Origin of the sequence: Streptomyces vulcanius, from assembly GCF_042653945.1 — a bacterium.
In the GTDB taxonomy this organism is placed as follows: domain Bacteria; phylum Actinomycetota; class Actinomycetes; order Streptomycetales; family Streptomycetaceae; genus Streptomyces; species Streptomyces mangrovi.
In genome coordinates, this window is the sequence record NZ_JBHSFK010000008.1 from 156972 (window position 1) to 179713 (window position 22742).

Consider the following 22742-nt stretch of genomic DNA (forward strand, 5'->3'; position numbering starts at 1 on the left):
AAGCCCCTTTGAGACCCGTTCAGACGGCCCGAGGGTTCCCTGCTGGGGCGCTCAGTTCATCCTCTTCAGGTCCCGGTCGCTCATGCCGAACAGCACATTCGGCTTCGCGTACTTGAAGGTGTAGCCAGCGACGAGAGCGGCGGCGATGAACTCGCCATTGGTGACGTACCTGTCGGTTGCCCACTCCATCACGTGTTTCACGCTGTAGCTGCTGGCGGTAGGAGTCTTGATCGGCGTGATGTTCTCGCGCAGCCACGCGGCCGTCTCCATCACCATGGCCACGCCTCCGGCCAACTCCTCACGGCCGACGGCGAGGTCGGTCCGGCGCTGCTCGGCCGTCTTGCGACGGGCATCGAAGACGCCGATGCCGAAGGAGTTGAGCTGCGGATGCTGCTGCATCACCTTGGCCAAAGCAGTGATCTGTCGGCGGGCCACCAGATACGCCGTTCCGGTGACTCCCTGGTGGGCGTGAATCTCAGCCTTGCGGCGACGGTCCCGGGTCATCATGTGCTCCATCTCGCGGGACGACCCACGTCCATCCCGCCGCAGATACTTGGATGACCTGGCAGAACGCTGCTGCGCGATTCGGGGAACCTTGTCTTCGCCGCCACGATGGACGTGGGCCACCATGACTCGGAGCGGGCAGGCGCGATCTGCCATGCACAGCATACGCTCCGCCCCAGCCCCGTCCCACCAATTCGGGGCGATCCGCCGACTCCATACCAATACCAGTACCGAGGCCACCGAGCCGTACACGTCGCGCGCGGTCTCGGGCGGGCTTTAGGCGAGGTCGAGGACGTAGCGTTCGGTGACGAGGCAGCTGCACAGATTCCCGAAGTCCTATGCAAGCCCCCGAGATCTCGCAGTCACCGGGCTTACTGCGGTTGAACTCGGGTTGTCGTAGGTGCTGACAGAGCTTGATCCTCGCGGTACGCCGTCCTCATGAGGTACGCGCAGGTCGGTGGCCTGAGCGATGAGCGCAGGCAGTTCCGCGAAGGCATCCGGATGAGGGCCGCCGAGCGGTTCGCCTCGGGCGAGCCGAGTTCGGCGATCGCCAAGGAGTTACGGGTCAGCGTGCGTTCCGTCCAGCGGTGGCGGCGGACGTGGTCCAGGGGCGGACCGCGGGCCCTGCGCTCGGCCGGCTCGGCCTCGCCGCCGCGGCTGAGCGAGGCACAGTTCGCGGTGCTGGAAGCCGAGCTGGCCAAGGGGCCGGTGGCGCACGGCTGGCCGGACCAGCGGTGGACCCTGTCGAGAATCAAGACCGTGATCGGGCGGCGCTTCCACAAGAGCTACACCCTGCAAGGGGTACGCAAGCTGCTGATCCGGCACGGCTTCTCCTGCCAGGTTCCGGCCAGACGGGCCGTCGAGCGTGACGAGGACCGGGTCACCGGCTGGGTGAAGGAGACCTGGCCGCAGGTGGAAGCCTCGCGGCGGCGCTCGACGCCTGGATCGTCTTCGAAGACGAGTCCGGCTTCTCGATGACGCCGCCCACCGCCCGCACCTGGGCCCGCCGTGGCCGCACGCCCGTCATCCGGGTCCGAGGCCGATCCCGCCGCCGCATCTCGATCGCGGCCCTGACCTGCTACAAGCCCGGCGAACGCTCCCGGCTGATCTACCGGCCCCGCCGCGACGACGGCCGACGCGACAGACGCAAGAGCTTCGCCTGGACCGACTACCGCGACCTGCTCATCGCCGCCCACCAGCAGCTCGGCGGCCCGATCGTCCTCATCTGGGACAACCTCAATGTCCACCTCACCGCCGGAATGCGGCAGTTCATCGCCGGACGGGACTGGCTCACCGTCTACCAGCTGCCGTCCTACGCACCCGACCTCAACCCCGTCGAGGGCATCTGGTCCCTGCTGCGGCGCGGCTGGCTGTCCAACACCGCCTTCACCACACCCGAGCACCTGATCCAGACCATCCGACGCGGCCTGAGATCCATCCAGTATCGCCCCGACCTGATCGACGGATGCCTCGCCGGAACCGGGCTATCACTCACACCGACGACAACCCGAGTTCAACCGCAGTAGATAAACCCGCGAACCCGAACCCGTCGATGAAGACGACCTCTGAAATCCGTACGTGCCGGTGACAGCCGCCTCGGAAGACCCGCCTCGATGACTGCGAACGCTGGCATGATGCGCGCTCATGGGAACGAGAGACGACAGTGACGAGGCGTACGTAGTCGGCTTGTGCAACCAAGTGTTCGGCGAGACCGCACTGACCCAGCACAAGTTCGACTGGCTGCAGGGTGACCCCGGGACGGGCGGCCGGCGTGCCAAACTGCCGGTCGACGCCTACTGGCCCGGCCACCAACTCGTGGTCGAATACCGGGAACTCCAGCACGACCAGCCCATGCCCCACTTCGACAAGCCCGACAGGCTCACCGTCAGCGGCGTCCACCGCGGCGAGCAGCGGGCACTGTACGACGCCCGGCGTGATGCGGAGATTCCCGCGCACGGACTGCGGCTGATCGTGATCCGGCCGGCCGACCTCGATGCGGACGGTCGCGGACGACTGCGCCGTAACCAGGAGACGGACCTGGCCGCGCTGAGGAAGATCCTGGCACGCGACAGCGACGAGGACCGGGTCACCGACGCCTTTCGTACCTGGCTCCTCGCCGACGGGTGGACACCGGTTGATCCCACGGACCGTTGGACCGATCTCGAAGCCGTGCGTGGCAGTGAGCGGCTGATCTGCGAAGCCAAGGGCCGCACCAGTGAGAAGGGAATCGACGCCGACATCGCCTACGGGCAGTTGCTGCGGCGGATGACGAGCCAGGAACCCCACACGCGGTACGCGCTGGTGGTGCCGTCCGCGTCCGTGAAGGCCGTCGAGCGCGTTCCGGCGCATGTTCGCAAGCTGTTGCGCATCGACGTGTACGAAGTGACGGACGACGACGTGGTACGCCGACCGCCGGCATAGAGGGGTTCCCGTCCCAGACCGCTGCGCCCCAGTGCAAGACGGTCAGCCGCAAGACAGCCAGTTCGGTGGCGGATTCGCGGTGCTGACGTCGTCGGGCGCCCTGGGCTCAGGATGTGGGCCAGTGCTTCGGCGGGGATGCCTTCGGGTCGGTGATCTGCAGACGGTTGTGGCGCGAGGGGTCGACGGCCGTGAGGGACACCAGCCGCTGCCCGTCGGCCCCTTCGAGTTCGGCAATGGCGTGCGGCAGCGCGGCACACACGGTGGCTATCGCGGTGCCGAGGCCGACCAGGCCGCCGTGCTTGTTGTTCTGGCGGTACTGGATGCGGTGGAGTCCCGACCGCGCGATCGCCTCGACTTCCATGGGCCGGTTCAGTTGCTTGGCGTCATTGGTGATGATCGCCTGGAAGCCCTCCGTCTTGGCCTTCGCGTACAGCTCGATGTCCTTCGTGCCGGCCCAACCGTCCAGCTCATGGACGTGCACCACGTCGTGCGCGGTGAGGAGAATGCGCACGATCTCTGCCATGGGCCTGGGGACGTTCTCGTCGAGCAGCAGCTTCAAGCGACAACCTGCCGAGAGCCATCGACGTAGCTGTCCACGTAGTCGCTGAAATCGACCGCGTCGCGTGCAGCGGCAGCACTGACTCCTGGGTAGAAGTCGCTAACCCGGTCCGGGGGGACACCGTCCCTCACCAGGGCAGCCACCTCAGCCGCCGGGATGCGTGTCCCTTCGATGACCGGCTCACCGCCACGCACCGCGGAGTCGACGGCGACGTGGTCCCGCGGCTTCAGCAGGTCCGGAATGTGGCGGCCGTCCTTGTAGAAGGGCGCGAGCACGTCCACCAACTGGTGGATGACCACGTTCCCGCCTCTGATCAGATCGACCGCCTGCTCGGGCTCCGCAAGGTAGATCGTGTCCGGTCCCGCAACAAGCGCGTAGGAGGACAGGTGCTCACGCTCGCCCAGGTCCTCTCGGAGCGTGTCCACCGCCCTACGGATCTTCTGGAGCGACGTCTCCTTGCGAAGCTTCACGCAGGCCCGCAGAGCAACCACATCGCGGAAGGAATACAGGATCGGGCGTGAGTCGGAGATCTCCGGAACGAGGAGTGCGCCCTTCGTGCCGGAAGCGCGGCGCCAGTGGGAGAGCTGCCGCAGGGTGGCGCCGGAAAGGGCTGCGGCGAGCTTGGGCTCATACGACACCGCGTTCCTCCTCTCCGCCCCCATCGGATCTTTTGTGACCGTACTCCATTCTCATGCCTTCCGCCGAGATCGGAAAAGACGGGCTCCATTCCAGGTAATCGGAGCCCGTCTCCCGACCATCAGGCCATCGTCGTGGTGCGAGCGCGCAGTAGCCGATCGAGTACGGCGACCGGCGAGCGCGGGTGCAGGCTCCGCCGGGCATCGAGCGCTGCCTCCCACTGCTCGGTCAAGCCAGCCTTGAGACGCTCACGCATGCCAGGGGTTACGTGGGCGTACCGCGCCGAGACCGAGCCGTCGATGTGGCCCATGCGCTCGTCCATCAGCACCTTCTCGGTGCCCAGGTCCTCCATGTGCGTGCGGTGAGAGTGGCGCAGGCCATGCGGGGTAAGCCCCCTGGCGATGGGCAGCCAGCAGGCGTCGGCACGGCCTTGGGCGTTGCGGCCACGGACCGGGACACCGGGCCAGGGTTCGCCGAGCAGCGGGACCGGGCGGGCCTCCTGAGGTGCCTTCTTCGGGTACCAACCGGATGTGGCAGGCGCGAACAGCCACGTGGCGAAGCCATTGCGGCGCAAATGAGCGGCGTTCTCCGTCGGGATGCCGCCGCGGACAAAGTTCAGCTCGGCGATGGCGAGTTCGACGCAGGCGCGGGTGTCCTCCCGTACGCGTTCGGGGTGGTTGAGGACGTTGGACACAGTGCCGGTGGAGACGCCCGCGCGTCGGGCGACGTCCACCAGCTTGGCACCGGTGTGTCCGCCGGTGCGGGCGGTGCCCTGGCCGTGGAAGACGTAGCGTTTGCCGTGGCAGGGGCACGGCGCCGGTTTCGTACGGGCGATGTGGTCAGCAACCAGGGCCGACAGCCAGTGCGTCGCGTCGATGGTGCGGTAGCTGTCGTCCTTGGGCGGGCAGCGGATCAGCTCACCCGAGTCCAGTTCGTACAGCTGGTGTTCCACGCGTATGGCGCCGGGCCGGGCGAACTCGGTCTCCAGACCGACGATTTCGCCCCACCGCATCCCCGTGTAGCCCTTGAGGATCACGGCGACGAACTCGTCGTCGCGGCCGGACAGCAGGGCTGCGCGTTCGGCGATGAGGAGCAGGCCGAGCGGGTCGGTGATGACCTTCTCGGGGCCGCGGTCGCGGGAGCGGCCGGCGCGTTTGCCACGCCCGCGCCGCTTCGCTGCGGGGTTGGACATGATGAGGCCCTCGTCCACGGCGTCTTCCAGGATGAGGTGGAGCGTCGAGCGCCACGTCTTGACGCTGGATGCCGCGTAGACGGTCTTCTCCCGTTTCTCCCAGGTGTCCACGTCTGTGCGGAGGATGCCGGCGAGGGCCTTGTCCTCGAACTCGGGGAGCAGGTGCTCCTCGATGTGGCGGCGGTAGTTCTGCATGGTGGATGCGGCCAGGTCCTGGGCGTCGTACCAGCGGCTGGCGTACTCGCCGAAGGTCTCCTGTCCGGCCGCCGGGTCGCGCCAGGTGCCGCGCCGGACCTTGGCTTCTTCCTCGTCCGCGGCCTGCTTGGCCTCCCTCTTGGTGGCGAACTTGACCACCGCGCCCGTCGGGTCGACGACGGTGCCGTACTTGCCCTCGCTGACCTTGTATCTACCGCGCCAGTAACTGCCGCGCTTCTCGGCGAAGCCCACGCCTCGTATCCCCTCCTTTCTCGGATGTGCCGGGTACAGCTACGCAGCAGTGCCGTACTGGGACCTGCGGGGCGGTCGGGCCCTGAGACGCGGGGCGGAGGACGTGGAGGGCCGCGTCTGCCGAGTCGGACGCGACGGCGTCATAGCCGACTCCGGCGGACTGGCCGGTGGCGGCGCCTGGGCTCGCTGTGGCGCCGGCTCCTCGTGGATGCGGATGATCTCGGCGAGGTGGTCCGCGGTGAAGCGGTAGCCGCGGCCGACTCGTGTGTGCGGTATCAGGCGCCGACGTGCACGGTCCTTGACCCACCAGGCTGAGCAGCCGAGGGTCTCGGCGATCTCCTCGGGGCGGTAGAGACGGGGCAGGGCGGCTTCACCATCCGTTCGGTGCGGAAGGCGTGCGAGGGCAGGGGGCATCGAGGGGTGGGGCAAGAGGGGTGGGGTCCTTACTCGGTGGAGGATGCTCGATCAGCGGCGGTGGGTGGCCCGTCTCAGGAGGTGCTCGGTCCCTCCAGCAGCACGAGGGGTGAGACGAGGAGTGCCTCGGCTATCGCGACGAGGTCGTCGACGTCGCAACGCCGCTGGGCACGTTCGATTCGAGACAGCATCGTGTTGGACATCGGGCCGTGACGCGGTCGGCCAACTGGCGCTGGGCGAGACCGCGTCCGGTGCGGAGGATTTCGATGGTGTGGGCGGTCCGTATTCCTGCCGGACCCATTTCCAGAGAACGTGCTGCCATAGCTCCAGTTGTAGCGTGAAATCCCCGGTTTGGTTAACCGGCGATCGTCGGCTATGTTGCGCCCGCTTAGCCAGCGAGCAGGGGGAAATTCCAGTCCTCCACTCTGATGTCACGCAAGCTCACATAGACGCCTCGAAGCGGTTCTGACGTGGGGTGTTGTGTTGTAGCTTCGCCGTCGCCAGCGCGTCAACGGCTTCCCGATGTGATGCTTCTGGCTCGGCCGATAGGGCAACTATTTGGTCAACCGGCGATCGTGCCCTACGGTTTTGGTCCCGCCCGCTACCAGCCTGATTTCCTTCGGCCTTTCTGCCGTGAGAGATTGCGCCGGATCAGGCTGGACTAGCGCGGCCCGGGTGTGGCTATGTTGACGACACCCCCGGAAAACGCAGTCGGTTCGCGGCGCACCCCACGCCAACAGCCCGACCCCTCCGTTCGAATCCTGCCCCGACCGACGGTGAGCCGTGGTGTCCTCCCACAGGCCGCCGAGTGAGGACCATCCCGCTCTTGGCACGAATCCGCACCATCAAGCCCGAAGCCTTCGTCTCCGAGTCCCTGGCCACCGTCTCCCTGACCGCGGAGCGCACCTTCCTCGGCCTGCTTACCCAAGCCGACGACCAGGGCCGCCATCGCGACCACGCCGCGATCATCGCGGGCCAGCTGTGGGTCCTGCGCCCGGAGCACACCCCACCCGATGTCGAGACGGACCTCGCCCAGCTCGCCGACGCCGGGCTGGTCTGCCGCTACAAAGGGCCGGACGACAAGCGATACCTGCATATCGTCACCTGGCACCAGCACCAGAAGATCAACCGGCCCAGCAAGAGCCGCCTCCCCGCCTGCCCCCACCACGACACAGCGGTCGGCACCACGCCAGGCGTCGCCGCGCCGACTGCGCGGGCCAGCATCACGGAGCCCGCACCGCAGCTTCACAGAACCCTCCGTGAAAGCTCCGGGCAAGTGCGCGAGCCTGCTGTGAATCCCAGCGCCGATGACGAAGCCGCAGGTCAGATCAACTTCACGGAGCCCTCCGTGAGGGAGCGGGGAGGACTTCATGAGGCAGCAGTGACGCCTCACGGTCCGGATCTAGGACCTAGGATCATGGATCTAGGAGATACCCCTTCGGGGGGCGCGAGCGCCCCCGCACCCGACACCGTCTCGGCCCAGCAGCTCATCGCCGAGTACGCCGCCGCCTGCGCCCACCGCCCGCCCAAGGACGTCCTGGGCCACCTCGGCCGGGAGGTGCGCAAGCTCGTCGACGAGGGCATCGCCCCCGCCCATATCCGGGCCGGACTCGAACGGCACCGCACCAAGGGGCTGCACCCCAGCACCCTGCCGAGCCTCGTCCACGAGGCGATGAACGCGACCCCCGCCACGCCAACCGCGCCGGTTACCCACAGGGCGTGGACAAACCCCACCGACGTTGAAGCCGCCTTCGGAGGTGACCTCTGACCGCCACCCTCACCCGAGAGCCCCACCGGGTCGGCCCGCTCGCCGACCGGCTCAAGGGCATCCTGGCCAGCCGCGGGATCGATCCCGCCACCGCTGCCACCGAGGAACCGCAGGCCGAGCCCGTCACCGCCCTGGAGCTCGCCGACGCCCGGATCCCCGCCCGCTACCGCCGTGCCCTGGCCGACCACCCGCAGGTCACCGCCTGGGCCGACCAGATCGCCCGCGCCGGACGCCCCGGCCCCGGCGGGCCCGGCATCGCCGAAGGCCCGTCGCTGCTGATCGCCGGCCCCACCGGCACCGGCAAGACGTACCAGGCGTACGGCGCCATCCGCGCCCTCCTCACCCGAGGTGTGCGCCTACGCTGGGAAGCCACCACAACCGCCGACCTCCACGCACGGCTCCGCCCCCGTGTGGGGCACGACGCCGAACGGGATCTGCAGACGCTGGCACGCTGCCCACTGCTGCTCCTGGACGACCTCGGCGCGGCCAAGAGCAGCGAGTGGACCGAGGAGCTCACCTACCGGCTCATCAACCACCGGTACGAGCGCATGCTCCCCACCCTCATCACCACCAACCTCCCCACCGCCGAGCTGCGCACCGCGCTCGGAGACCGTGTCGCGTCCCGCCTCGCCGAGATGACCGAGCGCGTCGTCCTCACCGGCCCCGACCGACGACGCACCGCGCCCGCCGTCTGACGACAGCCGCGCCTTCCCTGCCCACCCTCGCCTCACCCGCCCGCGTACAGGCATGCCCTCGACCGCGCGGGCCCTGGAGAACCCCGGCATGACACCTCGCAACACCGCGCCCGTGAGCGCCGAAGAGACCGCCACGTCGTTCGTGGCGCACTGGACAACTTCCTCCGTGGCAGCCCTGTCGCTGCTCGTCCCCGCCGCCCTTGCCGCTGGTTGCTTGCTGTGGCAGAGCGCCCGAAAACTTACCAACGGGCGGCGACGTGGAACCGTCGCAGATTGGGTCGCCGCCATCGCTGCTGTCGGCTGCACCGCCTACAGCGCCAGTACCAGTTGGCGATTCGCCGCCGACTACCTCGACATGCACAACACCGTCGAGCGCTGCGCCTTCTTCGCCATCGGGGAACTCGCCATGATCGCCAACGCGGTGATAGCCCGCCAGAACCTGCACGGACCACGGCAGGCCGCTGGCCTCCCTGCTGTCCTCATCTGGGTGCTCGCCGCCGTGCTGACCGTCCCCGCCTACGCCGAGTACGGCCTCGTCAGCGGCACGTGGAACGGCTTCTTCGGGCCGGTGATGGCGGCAGCGATGTGGCACCTGGCCATGGGGACCGAGCGGCGCCATCGGACTCCCGGCACCGATCGGCCCCGTGAGGCGTTCACCGCGAGCGCCCCCACCGTGTGAACACCGCAGCGATCACACACTCATGCCGCCCCGTGTCCCCGTGAACGCCCCTCGCTCCCTCACCGCAAGTCCCACCGCACCAGCCCTGGAGAGATCTGGCTTGTCCTCCCCCGCCCCGAAAGCCCCGTCCGCCATTCGCGGCGGACGCGCCATCCGCGTCGGCATCGCCCTGCTCGCCGTGGTCGCCTTCGCCCTCTCCTACGACGCGCTGCGCCAGATGGCCGTCGCCGGCCACGTGCGCGGCCTGCTCACCTACCTCTTCCCGCTCGTGATCGACGGCTTCATCGCCATCGGCATCGTCGCCCTGATCATCCTCCGCACCGCCCCGGTGAGCTCCCGCTTCTATGTATGGATGCTCGTTGGCGTAGCCACCGGCACCAGCATCGGGGCCAACGTCGTACACGCCGTCGGCCTCAACGAGGGAACCCGCCTCCGCCTCAACAACGCCACCGCGGGCGCTCTGTCCGCCATCGCCCCGCTCGCCCTCGCCGGCGCCGTCCACCTCTACCTCGTCATGAACCGCCACCTCGCCGCAAGCGGCGCCATGGCGGAAGCGTCTCCGGCCACGCCGCCCGCCGCATCCGCCACGCCAGGGGACGACCGCCCGATCCGCCAGGAGCAAACAGACGACGACGCCACCGCTCCCTCCGCCAAGGCCAAGTCCGCGCCCGAGGCGAACGCCACGATCACCAAGTCGCCCCCAGCCAAGGTGAATCGGAAGAAGGGGGAGCGCAAGACCACTGCTCCCGACAACGTTCTGTGGTCAACGGCCCGCGCCATCGGCGCCGAACACGGCACAGTGCCCCGCACCACTCTGGAGGCCGCGATCAGGGCCCAGGGCTACACGATCCAGAAGGACCGCGCCAAGGAGATCGCCAACGCCGTCACGGCGGAACTCGCCTCCGCCGCCAACACCGACGCTGCTGCATAACCGCCACGGCGGAATGCCCGGCGGGGCGGAAGACCACCCCGCCAATGCCGGGCGCCGCCACGCGAACTCCACCACCTCTACACACACCACTCGGCGGCTCTTCAACTTGCGCCAACAGCTCATCCAACGACGCCGCGGTACTTCCTCACGTCCCTCCACCAGGGCGACGGACAGCGCTTCCTACCCGGCTCCACGACCACACACACGTCGACTTCCCGCACACCCCCTGAGGACACACTCCATGCCCGACCAGCACCACGAACCCCCCGCTGCCCAGCGGGCGATATCCACCACCTCAGCCCCAGACAGCACAGCAAGTTGTACCGGGAGCAATGCTCCCGGAATTCCCGCCCCAGGGGTGGCGGGAGCAGCCCTGCGCCAGGGGGCACCGGACCGTCAGGCTGCGACCGAGGGCGGACCGCAGCAAGGAGGGAAGCAGGCGGAGCCCCTCGCGAAGAGACGTCAGCGCACGCGTCAGCCAAAAGGGCGCAAGCGCCTGAAGCAGCCCAGTTGCCGCATGAACGACGCCGAGTTCAAACGCCTCACCGACGCAGCCGCCCACTGCGAGATGACCAACGCCTCCTTCCTCGCCTACGCCGCCGACAAGGCCGCCCGCGACCTGACCCGCACCGCCGCCGAGATCGCCACCGAACGGGAAGTCATCGACGAACTGTTCGCCGCCCGTCGGCACCTGGGCCGCATCCACGGCCTGTTCAACCAGGTCGCCAAGGCCCTCAACTCCGGTGCCGACGCACCCCACCTCGACGCCGCCGCCGAGGCAGTCCGAAGCGCCGCCCGACGCATGGAGGACGCCGCGGACGCCCTGCTCGCCCACCGAGACGGCGGTGCCGCTGAGTGATCCCCAGCATCCACAAGTGCGGCAGCAGGACGATCGGCCTCATCAACTACCTCTACGGGCCCGGCACCCACGAGGAGCACATCGACCCCCACTTGGTGGCCGCCTTCGATCCGCTCGCCCCCGACCCCGGCCGCGACCCGAAGGCCACCTACGAGCAGCTTCAGCGGCTGCTCGACCAGCCCGTCAACGCCCTGCCCACCAGCCGGCGCCCCAAGAACCATGTCTGGCATCTGTCCGTGCGGGCTGCCCCGGAGGACCCGGTCCTGTCCGACGAGGACTGGGCCGCGATCGCCCGCCGCATGGTCGCCATCACCGGCATCGCCCCCGACGGCGACGATCAGGCATGCCGGTGGGCGGCCGTCCGCCACGCCGACGACCACATCCACATCATCGCCACCCTGGTCCGCGACGACGGCCGCCGGCCCCGCCTGCACAACGAGGCCCGCCGCGCCCAGGCCGAATGCCGCCGCGTCGAAGCCGACTACGGTCTGCGCCGCGTTTCGCCCGGGGATGGCACCGCCGCCAAACGCCCTACCAGCGCCGAACGCCACAAGGCGGAACGCCAGGGTCGCGAACGCCCCGCGCGCGAAGAGCTGCACGAGACCGTCCGCCAAGCGGTGGCCGGCGTCGCGAGCGAGGCGGAGTTCTTCGCCCGGCTCAAGGCCGCCGGGCTCCTGATCCGCCAGCGCGTCGCGCCGTCCGGGGACCTGCTCGGCTACAAGGTGGCCCTGCCCGGCGACGTGAACGACGACGGCGAGCCCATCTATTACGCCGGCTCCACGCTCGCCCCCGACCTCTCCTTGCCCCGCATCCGTAGGCGCTTCCCCACCACCCACGACGTCCACCAGGACGAGCAGGAAGCAGCCGCACGTCGGCCGACCGCCCGCTCACGTGCAGCTGTGTCGCCTCCGGCCGCCGCCCGGCGCTCGGCCACCCGCGCCGCCTGGACCGTCCTGGTCACCTTCGACCAGGACGGCGACGGCGCCGCAGCGGCCCGCATCGCCGCCACCGGCGAGATCCTGGACACCCTCGCCCAGACCAGCGCATCGCACACTCGCCAGCAACTCCGGGACGCGACCTGGGCGTTCGAGCGGGCCACGCGCTCTCACACCCGTGCCGAGTACCGGCATGCCCAGGCCCTGCGCCGAGCCGCCCGCGACCTCCGCTACAGCGGTCCGGCGCTGGGCCGCGGGGAGGACGGCGCGACCACGGCGATGCTGATCGACACCCTGTTCTTCCTCGCCACCGCCGCCGCTCACTGGCACGCCCAGCGTCACCACGTCCAGCAGGCCGAGGCCGCCCGCCAAGCCGCCGCTCACCTGCGCGCCGCCTACGCTGCCGCCGCCGAGGAGCCCATGGCCCGCCTGCACGCCCAGGGCCTGCGCCTGGTCCAGCCCGTACGCGGCTGGGCCGCCGCCCTCCTCCACGCCACAACACCCGAGATCGCCGAGGCGGTAGTGAACGAACCGGGCTGGCCCGCCTTGGCCGCCACCCTCACTCACGCCTACCAGGCCGGCCACAACCCCCAGGAGCTGCTGACCGAAGCCGTCACCCACCGCGAACTGGACACCGCCGGGTCGGTCAGCGACGTCCTCGTCTGGCGCCTGCGCCGCATCGCCGACCTGCCCGCCGACGCGGTCGAAACACCTCCTACTCGGCCCGCGCGCCACGGCACACCGGCCCCGTCTCCCGGCGCCGCTCGGGTCCCCGGTCAAGGAGGCGCACCGCGGGGACACCGCAGGTAATCCCGCTGCGGAGGCGCCTTTCGGTCATTGTTCGACCTGGGCGCCTCCGCGCGCGTCTTGTACGGGTTTGCGGTATGGCGGTGCTTCCAGCACCCGAGGACGATGCCCCTCTGTGTCTGCCGCTGATCGTCGTGGCCGGCGCCAGGAGACACGGGGGTGGGAACTTGTCATACGCGGAGCACCAGTCGGTGTTCTCGGCACCTGCGGTGCCATTGGGGACGGCGGCCAATGGCGGGGGGATGATCAGGCACGGGGCCTACACCGAGGGCATCACGCGCCGGTTGAGCGCCGCCGCCTTCGCCCGTACGGACTGGCTGGCCGTGCTCCGTGCCGTACTGGCGCAGCTGTGGAAAGCCCTGAAGGCCGCCGTACGGAAGCGTCTGCGATGGTTCTTCCCCGCCAAGGAGGCCGAGAAGGCTGCTGGTTCGTCGGAGCCGAAGCCGCCAGAGGTGGTGCTGGGTGAGGACTACGCGGTCTGGGTCCGCCGTCGGATCAAGAAGTCGGCGCGGCCGGTCCCGGTCTACGGCTTCCATCAGGAGCCGGTGGTGCACGCGTGCGATCGTGCCATCCAGCACATGCGAAGACGCCGAGTGGCCGTCATGGCCGTGGTCGCGGTCGTTGCCTGGCAGGCCATCGTCGGCGCCCTCACTGCCGGCTGGGCGGTCATCGTTCTGCTGGCCGGGTTGTGGGGCGTCTACCTGGCCGAGCGCTACCTGGCCCAGCTGCGGCTCAACGCCCTGCTGGCCGGAGAACTGCAGGCGCCTCCCACCGCGGTGCAGGCCCACGCCCTGCCGTACCTCCACGAACGTCGGGCAAACGGCGATCGACACCGGTTCCTCGGGGCGGGGCTTCAGGCGTGGCAGGAGGCCGTCATCGGCATCGATGTCGAGCCCGCCCCCGAGGGCCAGGACGACGAAGACGACAGCACCAGCCCGCTTCCGGGCCTCGGCTCACCGGCACAAAAGCCAGGTCAGCCCGACATGGCCGAGGTGGCCAAGGCCGTCCTGGACGCGCTGGCGAAGCACAACAAGCCGGTGGCCCGAAAGTCGCTGAAGCACTTCACCGCCGGCCAGCTCCACGCTCACATCGCGCGCCGCCTGGACGATCCGGCCCCCTCCCATCACCGCGATCACCCGAAACTGCGTGTGGAGGTCATCGGGATCGCCGGCATCCACCACAAGAGCTGGGACCAGATCGACGACGACGCCTGGCGCAGCCTGCATACCCTCGCCGTGGACAACATCGGCAACAAGCCCGCCGAGGAGGTCGCCCGCCGCTACATCTGGGCGCGGGTCACCGCCTGGAACGGCGACCTCGTCGCCGCCATACTCGTCCGCTTCGCCTACCAGGGCGGCTTCCTGCGCGTCACCGTCCGCCCGCACGTCATGGGACCCCTCAACCCGAAGGTCGCCGGGCTCACGCCCGCAGATCCGCGCAGCCTAAAGTGGTTCGGCCGCACCACGTTCAACGCCCTCGGCGACATCTACGTCGGACTCGACCGGCTCATACGCCGCAAGGCCCGCAAGCGCCCCGAGCTCGACCCGGGCAGCGGACCGGTCAGCCTCCGCGAGGTCTACAGCCTCCGCTGGCTGGAGGACATGCACATGCACGACGACGCCCGCTACTACGTGCAGATGATGCAACGCCGGGTCTTCGACTCCACCGAGATCTTCCTGCGTGACCACAACGTGGACATCGCCGCGTACCGCCAACAGTCCACCGCCATCTACAACTTCGGCGTCATGAACGGCGGCACCATGACCGGCGCAGTCCAGGCCACACCTTTCTCCGTCAATCCCTCCATGACGAACTGACCCATCAAACCCGCCAGGAGCCCCACGTGCCCATCCGTCGTCAGCCCGACCCGAGTCCGAACGGCCCCAACTTCGGCATCATCAACACCGGCCACATGACCGGCCCCGCCCAAGCCGCGCCGTTCTCCCAGAATGCCTCCCAGACCAACAACATCACCAACGAAGCCGTCGACAAGGCCCGCGACAGCATCGACGACCTGCGACGGCGGCTGGAAGAACTGCGCGGCCGGTACCCCGAGGTGGACAGCGCCCTGCGCGACCTCGACATGATCGCCCCGCGGCTGGACGAACCAGAACGCGACCCCGGCACCCTGCGCTACATGCTCCAGAACCTCGTCGAACGCTGCGGCGGAATCCCCGGCGTCCTCGCCGCAGCCCAGATCGTCCAGTCCACGGTCACCGCCTTGCTACCCGGATCTTGAGACGCCTACATCACCTGAGTGACCCAGTTCGAACCGACAGCCGTCCTGCTGACGTACTTCTGGGCAGCCAAGGGTGTGCCTCTGCCAGTGAGAGGGCGGTACGGAGGCGCACATCCGTCTTCGACGCAGGCTCGGCATGCATCGCTGCCCCCCTGCCAAGGCAGAGGGACACCGAAGGGGGCACTGGCGGTCAGTGGGCGACCTTGGCCTTGGCTAGAGCCTTCTCCAGGTTGGCGTCCACGAGCCCCGGAGAACCAGAGGCAATCACCAGTATGTTGCCGGTGCGGACCGCCGTTTGCTTGACGACGCTGCGCTGCCCGCCGACGGAGTAGGTGAGCAGCTGGCTCCACCGCTCGTCGCCCAGGTCGGGGGCCGCCGTCCCCTGCGTACCCACGGTGAGGACGGTGCTGCCTGACACCACCTGGTACGTGGGGCAGGAGACCATCGCATCGAAGATCTCCCCGATGCCCTTGAACAGTCTCGCCGCAGTGTCGCTGTACAGCTCCTCGGACAGCTCGGAGTTGCTGCTGCCTGCGTAGGTGAAGGACGCCTTGGCCTTGCGGGGGAAGGCAAGGCTTGTGCCGGACGCGGCGTCGCCGCCGAGCTTCTCCAGCGCCGGGCAGCCGATCACGGTCACGTCGTCGTGCGCCGCCGGGCGCCACGCTATGCGGGCGTAGTCCCTGCCGAGGTCGATCTCGTCCAGGAGCCGCTTGGCCAGCGCGGCCGAGGACAGCGGAGCGGGCGCCGGGACGCTCTCGCCGTCCGGGTGCACCTGGACGGTCGGGGAGGACGTCGGGCCGGAGGGGGCGGCGCTGCTATGGGAACAGCCCGCCAGGGCCAAGATAGCGAGGGCGCTGAGGCTGAGGGCGGTCGTGGTGTGAAGGCGCATAGGAAACCCCTTTTGTGGCCTGCGAAGCGGACGGTCTGACCAGGCCGGCCCTCCGGGCGCCGGCAGTACGAAGGGGAGCGGGGGTTTCGGGAGGTCAATGGCCGAGGTGGCGCAGTCCCTCTTGGAGGGTGGGGTGGAAGTGGTCGGCGGGACCGGAGTGGCGGTTGAACCAGGCCGCATCCAGGCCGGGCTCCCTCGTCTCGTGGCCCGCCCGGCAGCGCAGCCATATCGAGTCGTCGCGCATGCAGAAGACGATCCAGTCCCGGTACATGCCGCACCCGGGGCACGTACGGACCTCGCCGTCGACGACGAGCGGTGGCAGCCAGCGCATCATCACCCCGGCCACCTCCTGGCCCGACGGCAGCCGCAACTCCGGCGGCAGGAAGTCGGGCACCGCCACTTCCTCCGCGGCAGGGTCCTGTGGGGTCGGCTCGGGGCAGCCGGGCCACGGCTGGGTGGCCTGCAGTCGCCGGAGCAGCTCGTAGCCCGCACGCTGGGCTTCACGGAATGCACGGTCCTCGCGAGCGCGTCGAAAGAACACGACTTTCTCCTTCTCTGTCATCGGGCAGGCGCGGGGAACACGCCTCATACAGCTGACCTGCTGCCACTCGGGGAGATCGGCGACGAGCCGCACAACAGCGGATCCTCTGGGGCAAGGGCTGTCAGTCGCGGCGGACGACAGTGAGCCGCCCCTCAGCGCTCTCGGGCACAGTGTGGCGAGGCACCGGGACCGGGGAGGCGAGTGAGGACGCGAACGCGGCGACCAGGTCATGGGGGACGCTGGCGCTGAAGCTGGCACACCACAGGTACGGGGCGCCGGGAACGGGGTCCGCCCACGCCTGCCAGCCCACCAGGTCAGGACGCGGGTCGGCGTCCTCGATGAGCGGCGGCAGCATCTCCAGGGAGACGCAGGCGGAGAACCCGGGGTCTGCGGCAGTGGTGCGGGGGCGGTCCACGTCGCGGATCCAACCCCGGGCACTCAGAGCGTCGAGGACCGTCTCGGGCCCCTCGAAGCCGACGTCGGGTGCCTCACGGGCGTCGATCGCCACGAGGAGATCGGTAAGCGCTTCGTAGGAGACGCCCGTGGAGAAGTACGCGTTCCACTCCGGCATCGCGGAGGCGGCATGGCCGCGGGCGCTCAGCTGCCAGGCAACGGGCAGACCGCCCAGCTCGAACGGATAGGCCGCGAGGATCCACTCGGCCCCACGCAGCCCGTCCGGGCTTACGTAGAGGAGGGTGTGACGAGAGGTGGGCCACATGCGCCAGCCGAGGTCGGACAGGGTGTCGTCGATCCGCTCGGCGAGCACACCGTCGTCACCGGCCAGATGACGCGGGGTGACCCAGTACACCGGGTCCGGCAAGTTTCGTCGGGAGCGGTCGCTGGAGTGGTGCGGGAGCAGGGGCGCCTCCATGGACTCGTAGGGTGGAACACTGGCTCCAGGATTACTGGCATCACCTCGTTGACCAGGTCCTCCGGCAAGGTGTTGCAGGTTGACATAGCTGCGCAGCAGCTCACCAGTCGTTTCGGGATCTTTCCTGTCTGCCTGCGGCGAACTGGTGGATAGATGGACATGTAGAGAGGTTCGGCGAGTTGATGGGCATGGAGACCTTCATACGTGTCCAGGACGCCACCGGCGAGGCCGTACCCGAGAACGATCTCTTCGCCGGACTGCGCTGATCCACTCATCCGGGGCGGAGCCCTGGAGAGCTCAGCTGGCACCAGCCAGTCCGGAATCAGCCCGGCGCATTCGGGCTGAACCGCAGGCGTTGAGCCGTAGACTTCGGCAGTCAACGCCGACGAGGTCCGGCCGTTGCGCGCGCCTGCGGGGGAGGAGATCGCATGCAGGACCCTTCGGACTCGATGGAGATCGCCGAGCCTGAGGAGAACGGCCGGAGCAATACCGCCGACTCACCTGTTGTGGACGGTCCGACGTCCAACTCGGACATCGACTCGACGGCGGCGTCGACGATCCTGGTGGAGGTGCTCCCAGGGGTGGCTGTCGTAGCCGGTGAGGTCCCGCCGGAGCTGAAGCCCGATCTGATCGACTTCGGGATCGTGCCGGCTGCCGACCGCAAGCAGATCTCAGCGATCCTCGCCTCGATCGGGAACGCGGCGACCGTGGTCGGCAATCTCGGAAACGCGTTCGCCAGCGTGCAGGGGCTCTATAGGATCGGCGACACGGCACAAGCCCTGCTGAACAGCGGCGCGACGCTCGCCGTCAAGGACGGCGGGAACCTCGGAGCGGTGATGGTTCCCGGCCGCATCCTGCATCAGGCCCGCTTCTACTCCGTGAATGCGGTGAGCAAGGCGCAGACCGCGGCCTCGGTCGGGCCGGCGCTGGCCATGGTCGGCCTTCAGATGATGCTGAGTGAGGTCTCGGGCCTCGTCAGGACCAACCTCGCGGTGACAAACCAGGTCCTCACCACCATCCGCAAGGATCAGTGGGCCGAACTGACGGGGCTCGTCGCCGCCATCGATCGCGCCGTCGATCAGGCGCGAGAGATCGAATCGGTCCCGACGTCCTTGTGGGAGGACGTCGCGGGTAGTGGAGCGCTGCTGCAGAAGCAGCTTGAGCTCTACCAGGGGAACGTTCGCGACCACGTCAGGCAGATCGGTCGGGCCGACGCACGCAGCCACCGTGAGTATCTGCAGACGACCGCCGAGGCGATCGCCTTCGACGCCTACGCCCTCCTGTCCTCCCTCAAGGCATGGACCGGGTATCACGCGCTCCGCGCCGCGCGAGCGAGAGCCGCTGGACGCGAAGACGCCGCCGAGGCACAGTACGCCGAGGTCATCGCGCGCGACACCCGCGCGGAGTTCGACTCCGCTCTCGCCGAGACGACGAGCCTCGTCGACGCGCTGACGCGGGAGCTGCGGATCACCGCCGAGCTCCCCGGACCCGACGCATGGCCGCTGCCGGGGAAGCGGAAGGATGTGAAGGCAGCCCGCGAAGTCTCCGCCCGTCTTCTGGAGGCGATCGAGCCTCTTGCCGACGCACTCCATCCGCCGGCCCCTCCGCTTGAGGCTCCGGGCGTCGTCTGCGCACCCGAATCGCTGGATCGCGAGCCGTACCTTCGCATCCTGCGATGGCTCCTCGAGGACGGTGAGACCCTACGTATCCTCGGCTTCCCCGACCAGTTCGATGCCCTTGGTCCAATTTCTGCGATCGTCGGCGGAGCGAAGGAGAAGTTGGCGGCAGCGAGGGACAAGGCCGCGGCAAAGACACTGGTCGCCGTCACCGATCGCCGCATCATCACGGCCAAGACGAACGCATTCCTTGAGCAAGCCGAGATCCGTCAGGACATCCCGATTGACCAAGTGCGATACGTCCGAGCAACGACCACACAGGACAGAAGCGCGCGCTTGGCGATCGACCTCATCACGCGCGACGAGAACATCCGGTGGCTCTTCCACGCTGACATCGACAACACTCAAGTGGACGCGCTCGCCGCCGTGCTTGCCGAGTCGATGACGATCCCGGACGCTGAACGCGATGAGCTGCAACGGCGGCGCTACGCCCCCATTGAGGCGGGCGAGAAGAGCGAGAGTACCGGCACGAGGTCTACCGAACCGACTGGATCCGAGGCCACGACCTGCGATGCCGAGTAGGCCCCCGAGCTGATTGACCAGTTCGTGGCCGGGGCCGATAGGGAAGCAGCCACCGCGTGATCATCAGAGGTTGCGTGGACTTCTGAAGATGGTGCGGTGGCCGTGGGCCAGCGCGCCTTGCGGCAGCTGGCGCACCTCGTGGCTTAGACGCGCCCTTGACCAAGGTCTACGAGGATTGTTCCGTTAGGGAAGTTGGGGCGTTCCACTCGGGGGTTGCCTTCGTGACCAGGTCGGTTGGCAGTGCATGGTGTCTCATCAGCGGCACCAGGGGGGAATCGGCCGTTCCCTCGGCTGCTGGAGCCTCCGCATGAGACTCCGGCGCGGGATCGCGATCGCCGCCGTCGCCGGAGGCGGCGCTGTGACCACAATGCTGGTCGGGCTCGTCACGAACGCCGTGTCCGATGAGTCGCGGTGGCCCGGCTGGCTGGGGTGGTTACAGGAGCACGCCTGGTTCTCGTTCGTCGTGTTGGGCGTGACGATGGCGGGGCTGACGGCCCTGCTCGCCGGGCTCTCCGAGACGCGGCCTCCCACCCCGCCAGGGCGACCGGAGGATGGAGCGGGGCCACCGGGGGCCGCCCAGGTGCTGCGTTCGTTGCCACGCGACACCGCCGCGTTCACCGACCGTGCCGCGGAGCTGGAGCGGCTGGTGGGCTCGGTGCGGGCTTCACAGGAGCACGGCGAGGGGCTGCCCGTTCACGTGATCGACGGCATGCCCGGCGTCGGAAAGACCACCTTCGCGGTGCACGCCGGCCACCTGCTCTCCGAGCGGTTCCCCGACGGACAGCTCTTCGTGAATCTCAACGGGTACACGCCGGGGCGTACTCCTGTGCAGGCCGGCGAGGCGCTCGCCTCGCTTCTCGCGGCCGCCGGCGTGCCGACGCAGCAGATTCCTGTCGGTGACGACGTCGGAGCGGTCACGGAGGCCCGGGCCGCCATGTGGCGGAGCAGGCTCGCGGACAAGAAGGCGCTGCTGATTCTCGACAACGCGGCCAGCTACCGGCAGTTGGAGCCGTTGCTCCCCGGTGGGAGCGGGTGCCTGGTGTTGGTGACCAGCCGCAAGCGGCTGGTGGCGAACGAGGAGGTGGTCATGTCGGTGGACGCGCTACCGCCGGATCACGCTGTCGAGCTCTTCGTACGGCTCAGCGGTCGGCCGGCCGACGCTCTCGGCCGGGATGTGGTGGAGGAGCTGGTGCGGCTGTGCGGGTGTCTGCCGCTGGGGGTGTCGCTGCTCGCGGCACGGTTGCGGCACCATCCCTCCTGGACCGCCGAGGACCTGCGCGGGCGGCTCGTGGCGGCGCGGGACCGGCTGGGAGAGCTGCGCGCCGGAGAACGCGCCGTCACCGCGACGTTCGATCTCTCCTACCGGGATCTCGCGCCGGAGCGGCAGCGCTTCTTCCGACAGCTCGGCTTCTTCCCGGGCACCGATCTCGACGCGCACGCCGGTGCGGCTCTTGGTCAGGTCTCGGTCGTGGTGGCCCGTCTGTATCTTGAGGCGCTCTACGACGACCACCTGATCGACGAGCACCCGGGGAGTCGCTACCGACTGCATGATCTCCTGCGCGACTACGCTCGCGGTCTTGCCGCCGAGGGAGACAGCATGGACCACGTACAGGCCGTCCAGCGTGTGTGCACCTACTATCTGGCCGCTGTCGCCGTCGCGAACGGGCACATCGTGCGCAGCGGCGCCGCGGTGCCACCGGCTCCGGACGGCGCCTCGCGGGTGGAGACCCCGGTCCTGGAGTCGCGGGCGGATGCCCTGAGCTGGTTGGAGACCGAGCGGGCCAACGTCCTGGCCTGCGTCCGGCGGGCGAACGGCCTGGCCCTGTACGACCTCGTGGTCCGGATCGCCGCGGCCATGGCACCCTTCCTGCGCCAGGCTGGCCCCTGGGACCAGGCCGTCGGGCTCCATCGGACCGCCGCCGAGGCCGCCCGTCATACCGGCGACCAGCGGGGGCGGGGCGATGCTCTCGCCGAGCTGGGCGTCGTACGCCGCTTCATGGCCTCCTACCCACAGGCGATCGAAGCCCTGAACGACGCCGTGACGGCGTACGAAGCGGTCGACGACCGGCGCGGCAAGGCGGACGCGCTCAACCAGCTCGGCATCGTCTGGTACCTGACCGCGGACAACGAGGACGCGGCCCGCGCCCAGACCGCGGCCCTCGCCCTCTACCGTGAGCTGGGGAACCGGCTCGGACAGGCGAACGCGCTCGCGGATCTCGGCATGACACACCGGCAGATGAGCCGGTTCGACGCCGCGGTGGAGGCCCAGAGCGAGGCCCTGGCGATCTACCGCGAACTCGGTGACCGGTACGGGGAGGCGAACTCCCTGCGAGACCTGGGCGTCGTGCACTGCCTCATGGGCACGTACGACCTGGCCGCGCGGCATCACCAGGAAGCGTTCGACATCTACCTGGAGCTGGACGACCGCGTGCACCAGGCTTACGCGCTGAACGAGCTGGGCGTCGTCCGACGGCTGACCGGCAACACCGAGGCAGCGCGGACGGCACACAGCCAGGCCCTGACGCACTTCACCGAGCTCGGTGAACGGTTCGGCCGCGCGACCAGCGTCCGCCACCTTGGCGTCGTGGAGCGTGTGACCGGGGATGCGACCGAGGCGATCCGGCTTCTGGTGGAGGCACTGGACGTCTACCGCGAACTCGGCAGCCGCGGCGGTGAGGCCGCCTCGCTGAGCGAGCTGGGCGTGGCGCGCGGCGTGGCCGGTGATCGGGACGGCGCGGTCGAGGCGTTCCAACGCGGCCTGGAGATCCTGCGGGGGCTGGGAGACCGGTGCGGCGAGGCGGAGGTACTGAACCACTGGGGGATGCTGCTGTTCACCTCCGGTGAGCCGACGGCCGCTCGCGCGCGCTTCGACCAGGCGCTTACGCTCGCGCGGGACATCCGCTGCCTGTTGGAGGAGGCGCGGGCGCTGGAGGGCATCGGCCGCTGCGACTGGACGATTGACGGGCCTGGTCACGGCGTGGGCTCGCTGCGGGCCGCCGTGACCGTGTACCGGCGGTTGGGAGTGAGCGCGGCCGTGGACGACATCGAACGGTTGCTGGTGTAGCGGTCCGGCTGACGCCGACCATGTGGCCGATTTTCCCGTGCCAGGTGGGTGATTGAGGATGCTACGTTTCCGGCTGATCTGTCGCTTCAGCCC

20 protein-coding genes and 2 pseudogenes are annotated in these 22742 nt (G+C 69.1%); 13 read left to right on the forward strand and 9 right to left on the reverse strand.

Annotation, left to right across the window (positions count from 1 at the left end; all coding sequences use genetic code 11):
• Positions 1 to 51: 51 nt before the first annotated feature.
• On the reverse strand, positions 52 to 660 hold the full coding sequence (locus ACFPIH_RS14520; protein WP_381171750.1) for a hypothetical protein: 609 nt from the start codon (positions 658 to 660) through the stop codon (positions 52 to 54).
• Between the two features lie 282 nt (positions 661 to 942).
• Between ACFPIH_RS14520 and ACFPIH_RS56510 the strand changes: the two genes are divergently transcribed.
• A protein-coding gene (locus ACFPIH_RS56510; protein WP_465270371.1) for an IS630 family transposase occupies positions 943 to 2030 on the forward strand; the annotation gives its coding sequence in 2 pieces (ribosomal slippage) (positions 943 to 1401 and positions 1404 to 2030; 1086 coding nt in all).
• A 118-nt stretch (positions 2031 to 2148) separates the two neighbouring features.
• Positions 2149 to 2925, forward strand: coding sequence for a hypothetical protein (locus tag ACFPIH_RS14535; protein WP_381171756.1), 777 nt, complete (start codon positions 2149 to 2151; stop codon positions 2923 to 2925).
• Between the two features lie 106 nt (positions 2926 to 3031).
• Here ACFPIH_RS14535 and ACFPIH_RS14540 read toward each other — a convergent pair whose 3' ends face one another.
• From ACFPIH_RS14540 to ACFPIH_RS14560, 5 genes and pseudogenes are all read right to left on the reverse strand, one after another.
• Complete coding sequence (locus ACFPIH_RS14540) at positions 3032 to 3484, reverse strand: DUF5615 family PIN-like protein (RefSeq protein ID WP_315886462.1); 453 nt, start codon at positions 3482 to 3484, stop codon at positions 3032 to 3034.
• A complete protein-coding gene (locus ACFPIH_RS14545) occupies positions 3481 to 4122 on the reverse strand; it encodes a DUF433 domain-containing protein (protein WP_381171758.1) in 642 nt (213 codons plus the stop codon). Before ACFPIH_RS14545 ends, ACFPIH_RS14540 begins: the two co-directional genes overlap by 4 nt.
• Before the next feature lie 119 nt (positions 4123 to 4241).
• Positions 4242 to 5759 carry a LacI family DNA-binding transcriptional regulator gene (locus ACFPIH_RS14550; protein WP_381171760.1) on the reverse strand — a complete coding sequence of 506 codons (1518 nt, stop codon included), beginning with the start codon at positions 5757 to 5759 and terminating at the stop codon, positions 4242 to 4244.
• 39 nt (positions 5760 to 5798) lie between these two features.
• Positions 5799 to 6173, reverse strand: coding sequence for a helix-turn-helix domain-containing protein (locus ACFPIH_RS14555; RefSeq protein WP_381172100.1), 375 nt, complete (start codon positions 6171 to 6173; stop codon positions 5799 to 5801).
• A 74-nt stretch (positions 6174 to 6247) separates the two neighbouring features.
• Positions 6248 to 6495: pseudogene (locus ACFPIH_RS14560) on the reverse strand (helix-turn-helix domain-containing protein).
• 504 nt (positions 6496 to 6999) lie between these two features.
• Here ACFPIH_RS14560 and ACFPIH_RS14565 point away from each other — a divergent pair.
• From ACFPIH_RS14565 to ACFPIH_RS14600, 8 genes are all read left to right on the forward strand, one after another.
• On the forward strand, positions 7000 to 7941 hold the full coding sequence (locus ACFPIH_RS14565; protein ID WP_381171762.1) for a hypothetical protein: 942 nt from the start codon (positions 7000 to 7002) through the stop codon (positions 7939 to 7941).
• Positions 7938 to 8636 (forward strand): ATP-binding protein, encoded by a 699-nt coding sequence (locus ACFPIH_RS14570; RefSeq protein ID WP_381172103.1) that lies wholly within the window; start codon positions 7938 to 7940, stop codon positions 8634 to 8636. The genes ACFPIH_RS14565 and ACFPIH_RS14570 overlap by 4 nt, the downstream gene beginning before the upstream one ends.
• A 52-nt stretch (positions 8637 to 8688) precedes the next feature.
• Positions 8689 to 9315 carry a hypothetical protein gene (locus ACFPIH_RS14575; protein ID WP_381171764.1) on the forward strand — a complete coding sequence of 209 codons (627 nt, stop codon included), beginning with the start codon at positions 8689 to 8691 and terminating at the stop codon, positions 9313 to 9315.
• A 100-nt stretch (positions 9316 to 9415) separates the two neighbouring features.
• Positions 9416 to 10246 (forward strand): DUF2637 domain-containing protein, encoded by an 831-nt coding sequence (locus tag ACFPIH_RS14580; protein WP_381171766.1) that lies wholly within the window; start codon positions 9416 to 9418, stop codon positions 10244 to 10246.
• 517 nt (positions 10247 to 10763) lie between these two features.
• Positions 10764 to 11105, forward strand: a complete 342-nt coding sequence (locus tag ACFPIH_RS14585; protein WP_381171768.1) for a plasmid mobilization relaxosome protein MobC — start codon at positions 10764 to 10766, stop codon at positions 11103 to 11105.
• On the forward strand, positions 11102 to 12850 hold the full coding sequence (locus tag ACFPIH_RS14590) for a relaxase/mobilization nuclease domain-containing protein (RefSeq protein WP_381171770.1): 1749 nt from the start codon (positions 11102 to 11104) through the stop codon (positions 12848 to 12850). The genes ACFPIH_RS14585 and ACFPIH_RS14590 overlap by 4 nt, the downstream gene beginning before the upstream one ends.
• A 239-nt stretch (positions 12851 to 13089) precedes the next feature.
• Positions 13090 to 14664 (forward strand): hypothetical protein, encoded by a 1575-nt coding sequence (locus tag ACFPIH_RS14595; RefSeq protein ID WP_381171772.1) that lies wholly within the window; start codon positions 13090 to 13092, stop codon positions 14662 to 14664.
• Between the two features lie 26 nt (positions 14665 to 14690).
• On the forward strand, positions 14691 to 15086 hold the full coding sequence (locus ACFPIH_RS14600; RefSeq protein ID WP_381171774.1) for a hypothetical protein: 396 nt from the start codon (positions 14691 to 14693) through the stop codon (positions 15084 to 15086).
• A 190-nt stretch (positions 15087 to 15276) separates the two neighbouring features.
• On the opposite strand, the gene ACFPIH_RS14605 is transcribed toward ACFPIH_RS14600, so the two are convergent.
• The 3 genes from ACFPIH_RS14605 to ACFPIH_RS14615 form a co-directional block, all read right to left on the reverse strand.
• Complete coding sequence (locus tag ACFPIH_RS14605) at positions 15277 to 15975, reverse strand: hypothetical protein (RefSeq protein ID WP_381171776.1); 699 nt, start codon at positions 15973 to 15975, stop codon at positions 15277 to 15279.
• Positions 15976 to 16069: 94 nt separating this feature from the next.
• Entirely contained in the window at positions 16070 to 16516 is a 447-nt protein-coding gene (locus ACFPIH_RS14610; RefSeq protein WP_381171778.1) for a hypothetical protein, read from the reverse strand.
• Between the two features lie 121 nt (positions 16517 to 16637).
• Entirely contained in the window at positions 16638 to 17387 is a 750-nt protein-coding gene (locus ACFPIH_RS14615; protein ID WP_381171780.1) for an SPDY domain-containing protein, read from the reverse strand.
• A gap of 164 nt (positions 17388 to 17551) precedes the next feature.
• On the opposite strand from ACFPIH_RS14615, the pseudogene ACFPIH_RS14620 reads away from it, so the two are divergent.
• From ACFPIH_RS14620 to haaT, 3 genes and pseudogenes are all read left to right on the forward strand, one after another.
• Positions 17552 to 17653: pseudogene (locus tag ACFPIH_RS14620) on the forward strand (PIG-L family deacetylase); the annotation flags it as partial.
• 162 nt (positions 17654 to 17815) lie between these two features.
• Positions 17816 to 19585, forward strand: a complete 1770-nt coding sequence (locus tag ACFPIH_RS14625) for a hypothetical protein (RefSeq protein WP_381171782.1) — start codon at positions 17816 to 17818, stop codon at positions 19583 to 19585.
• Between the two features lie 307 nt (positions 19586 to 19892).
• A complete protein-coding gene (gene haaT / locus ACFPIH_RS14630) occupies positions 19893 to 22649 on the forward strand; it encodes a cyclophane-containing RiPP biosynthesis TPR protein HaaT (protein WP_381171784.1) in 2757 nt (918 codons plus the stop codon).
• The last annotated feature ends 93 nt before the right edge of the window (positions 22650 to 22742 follow it).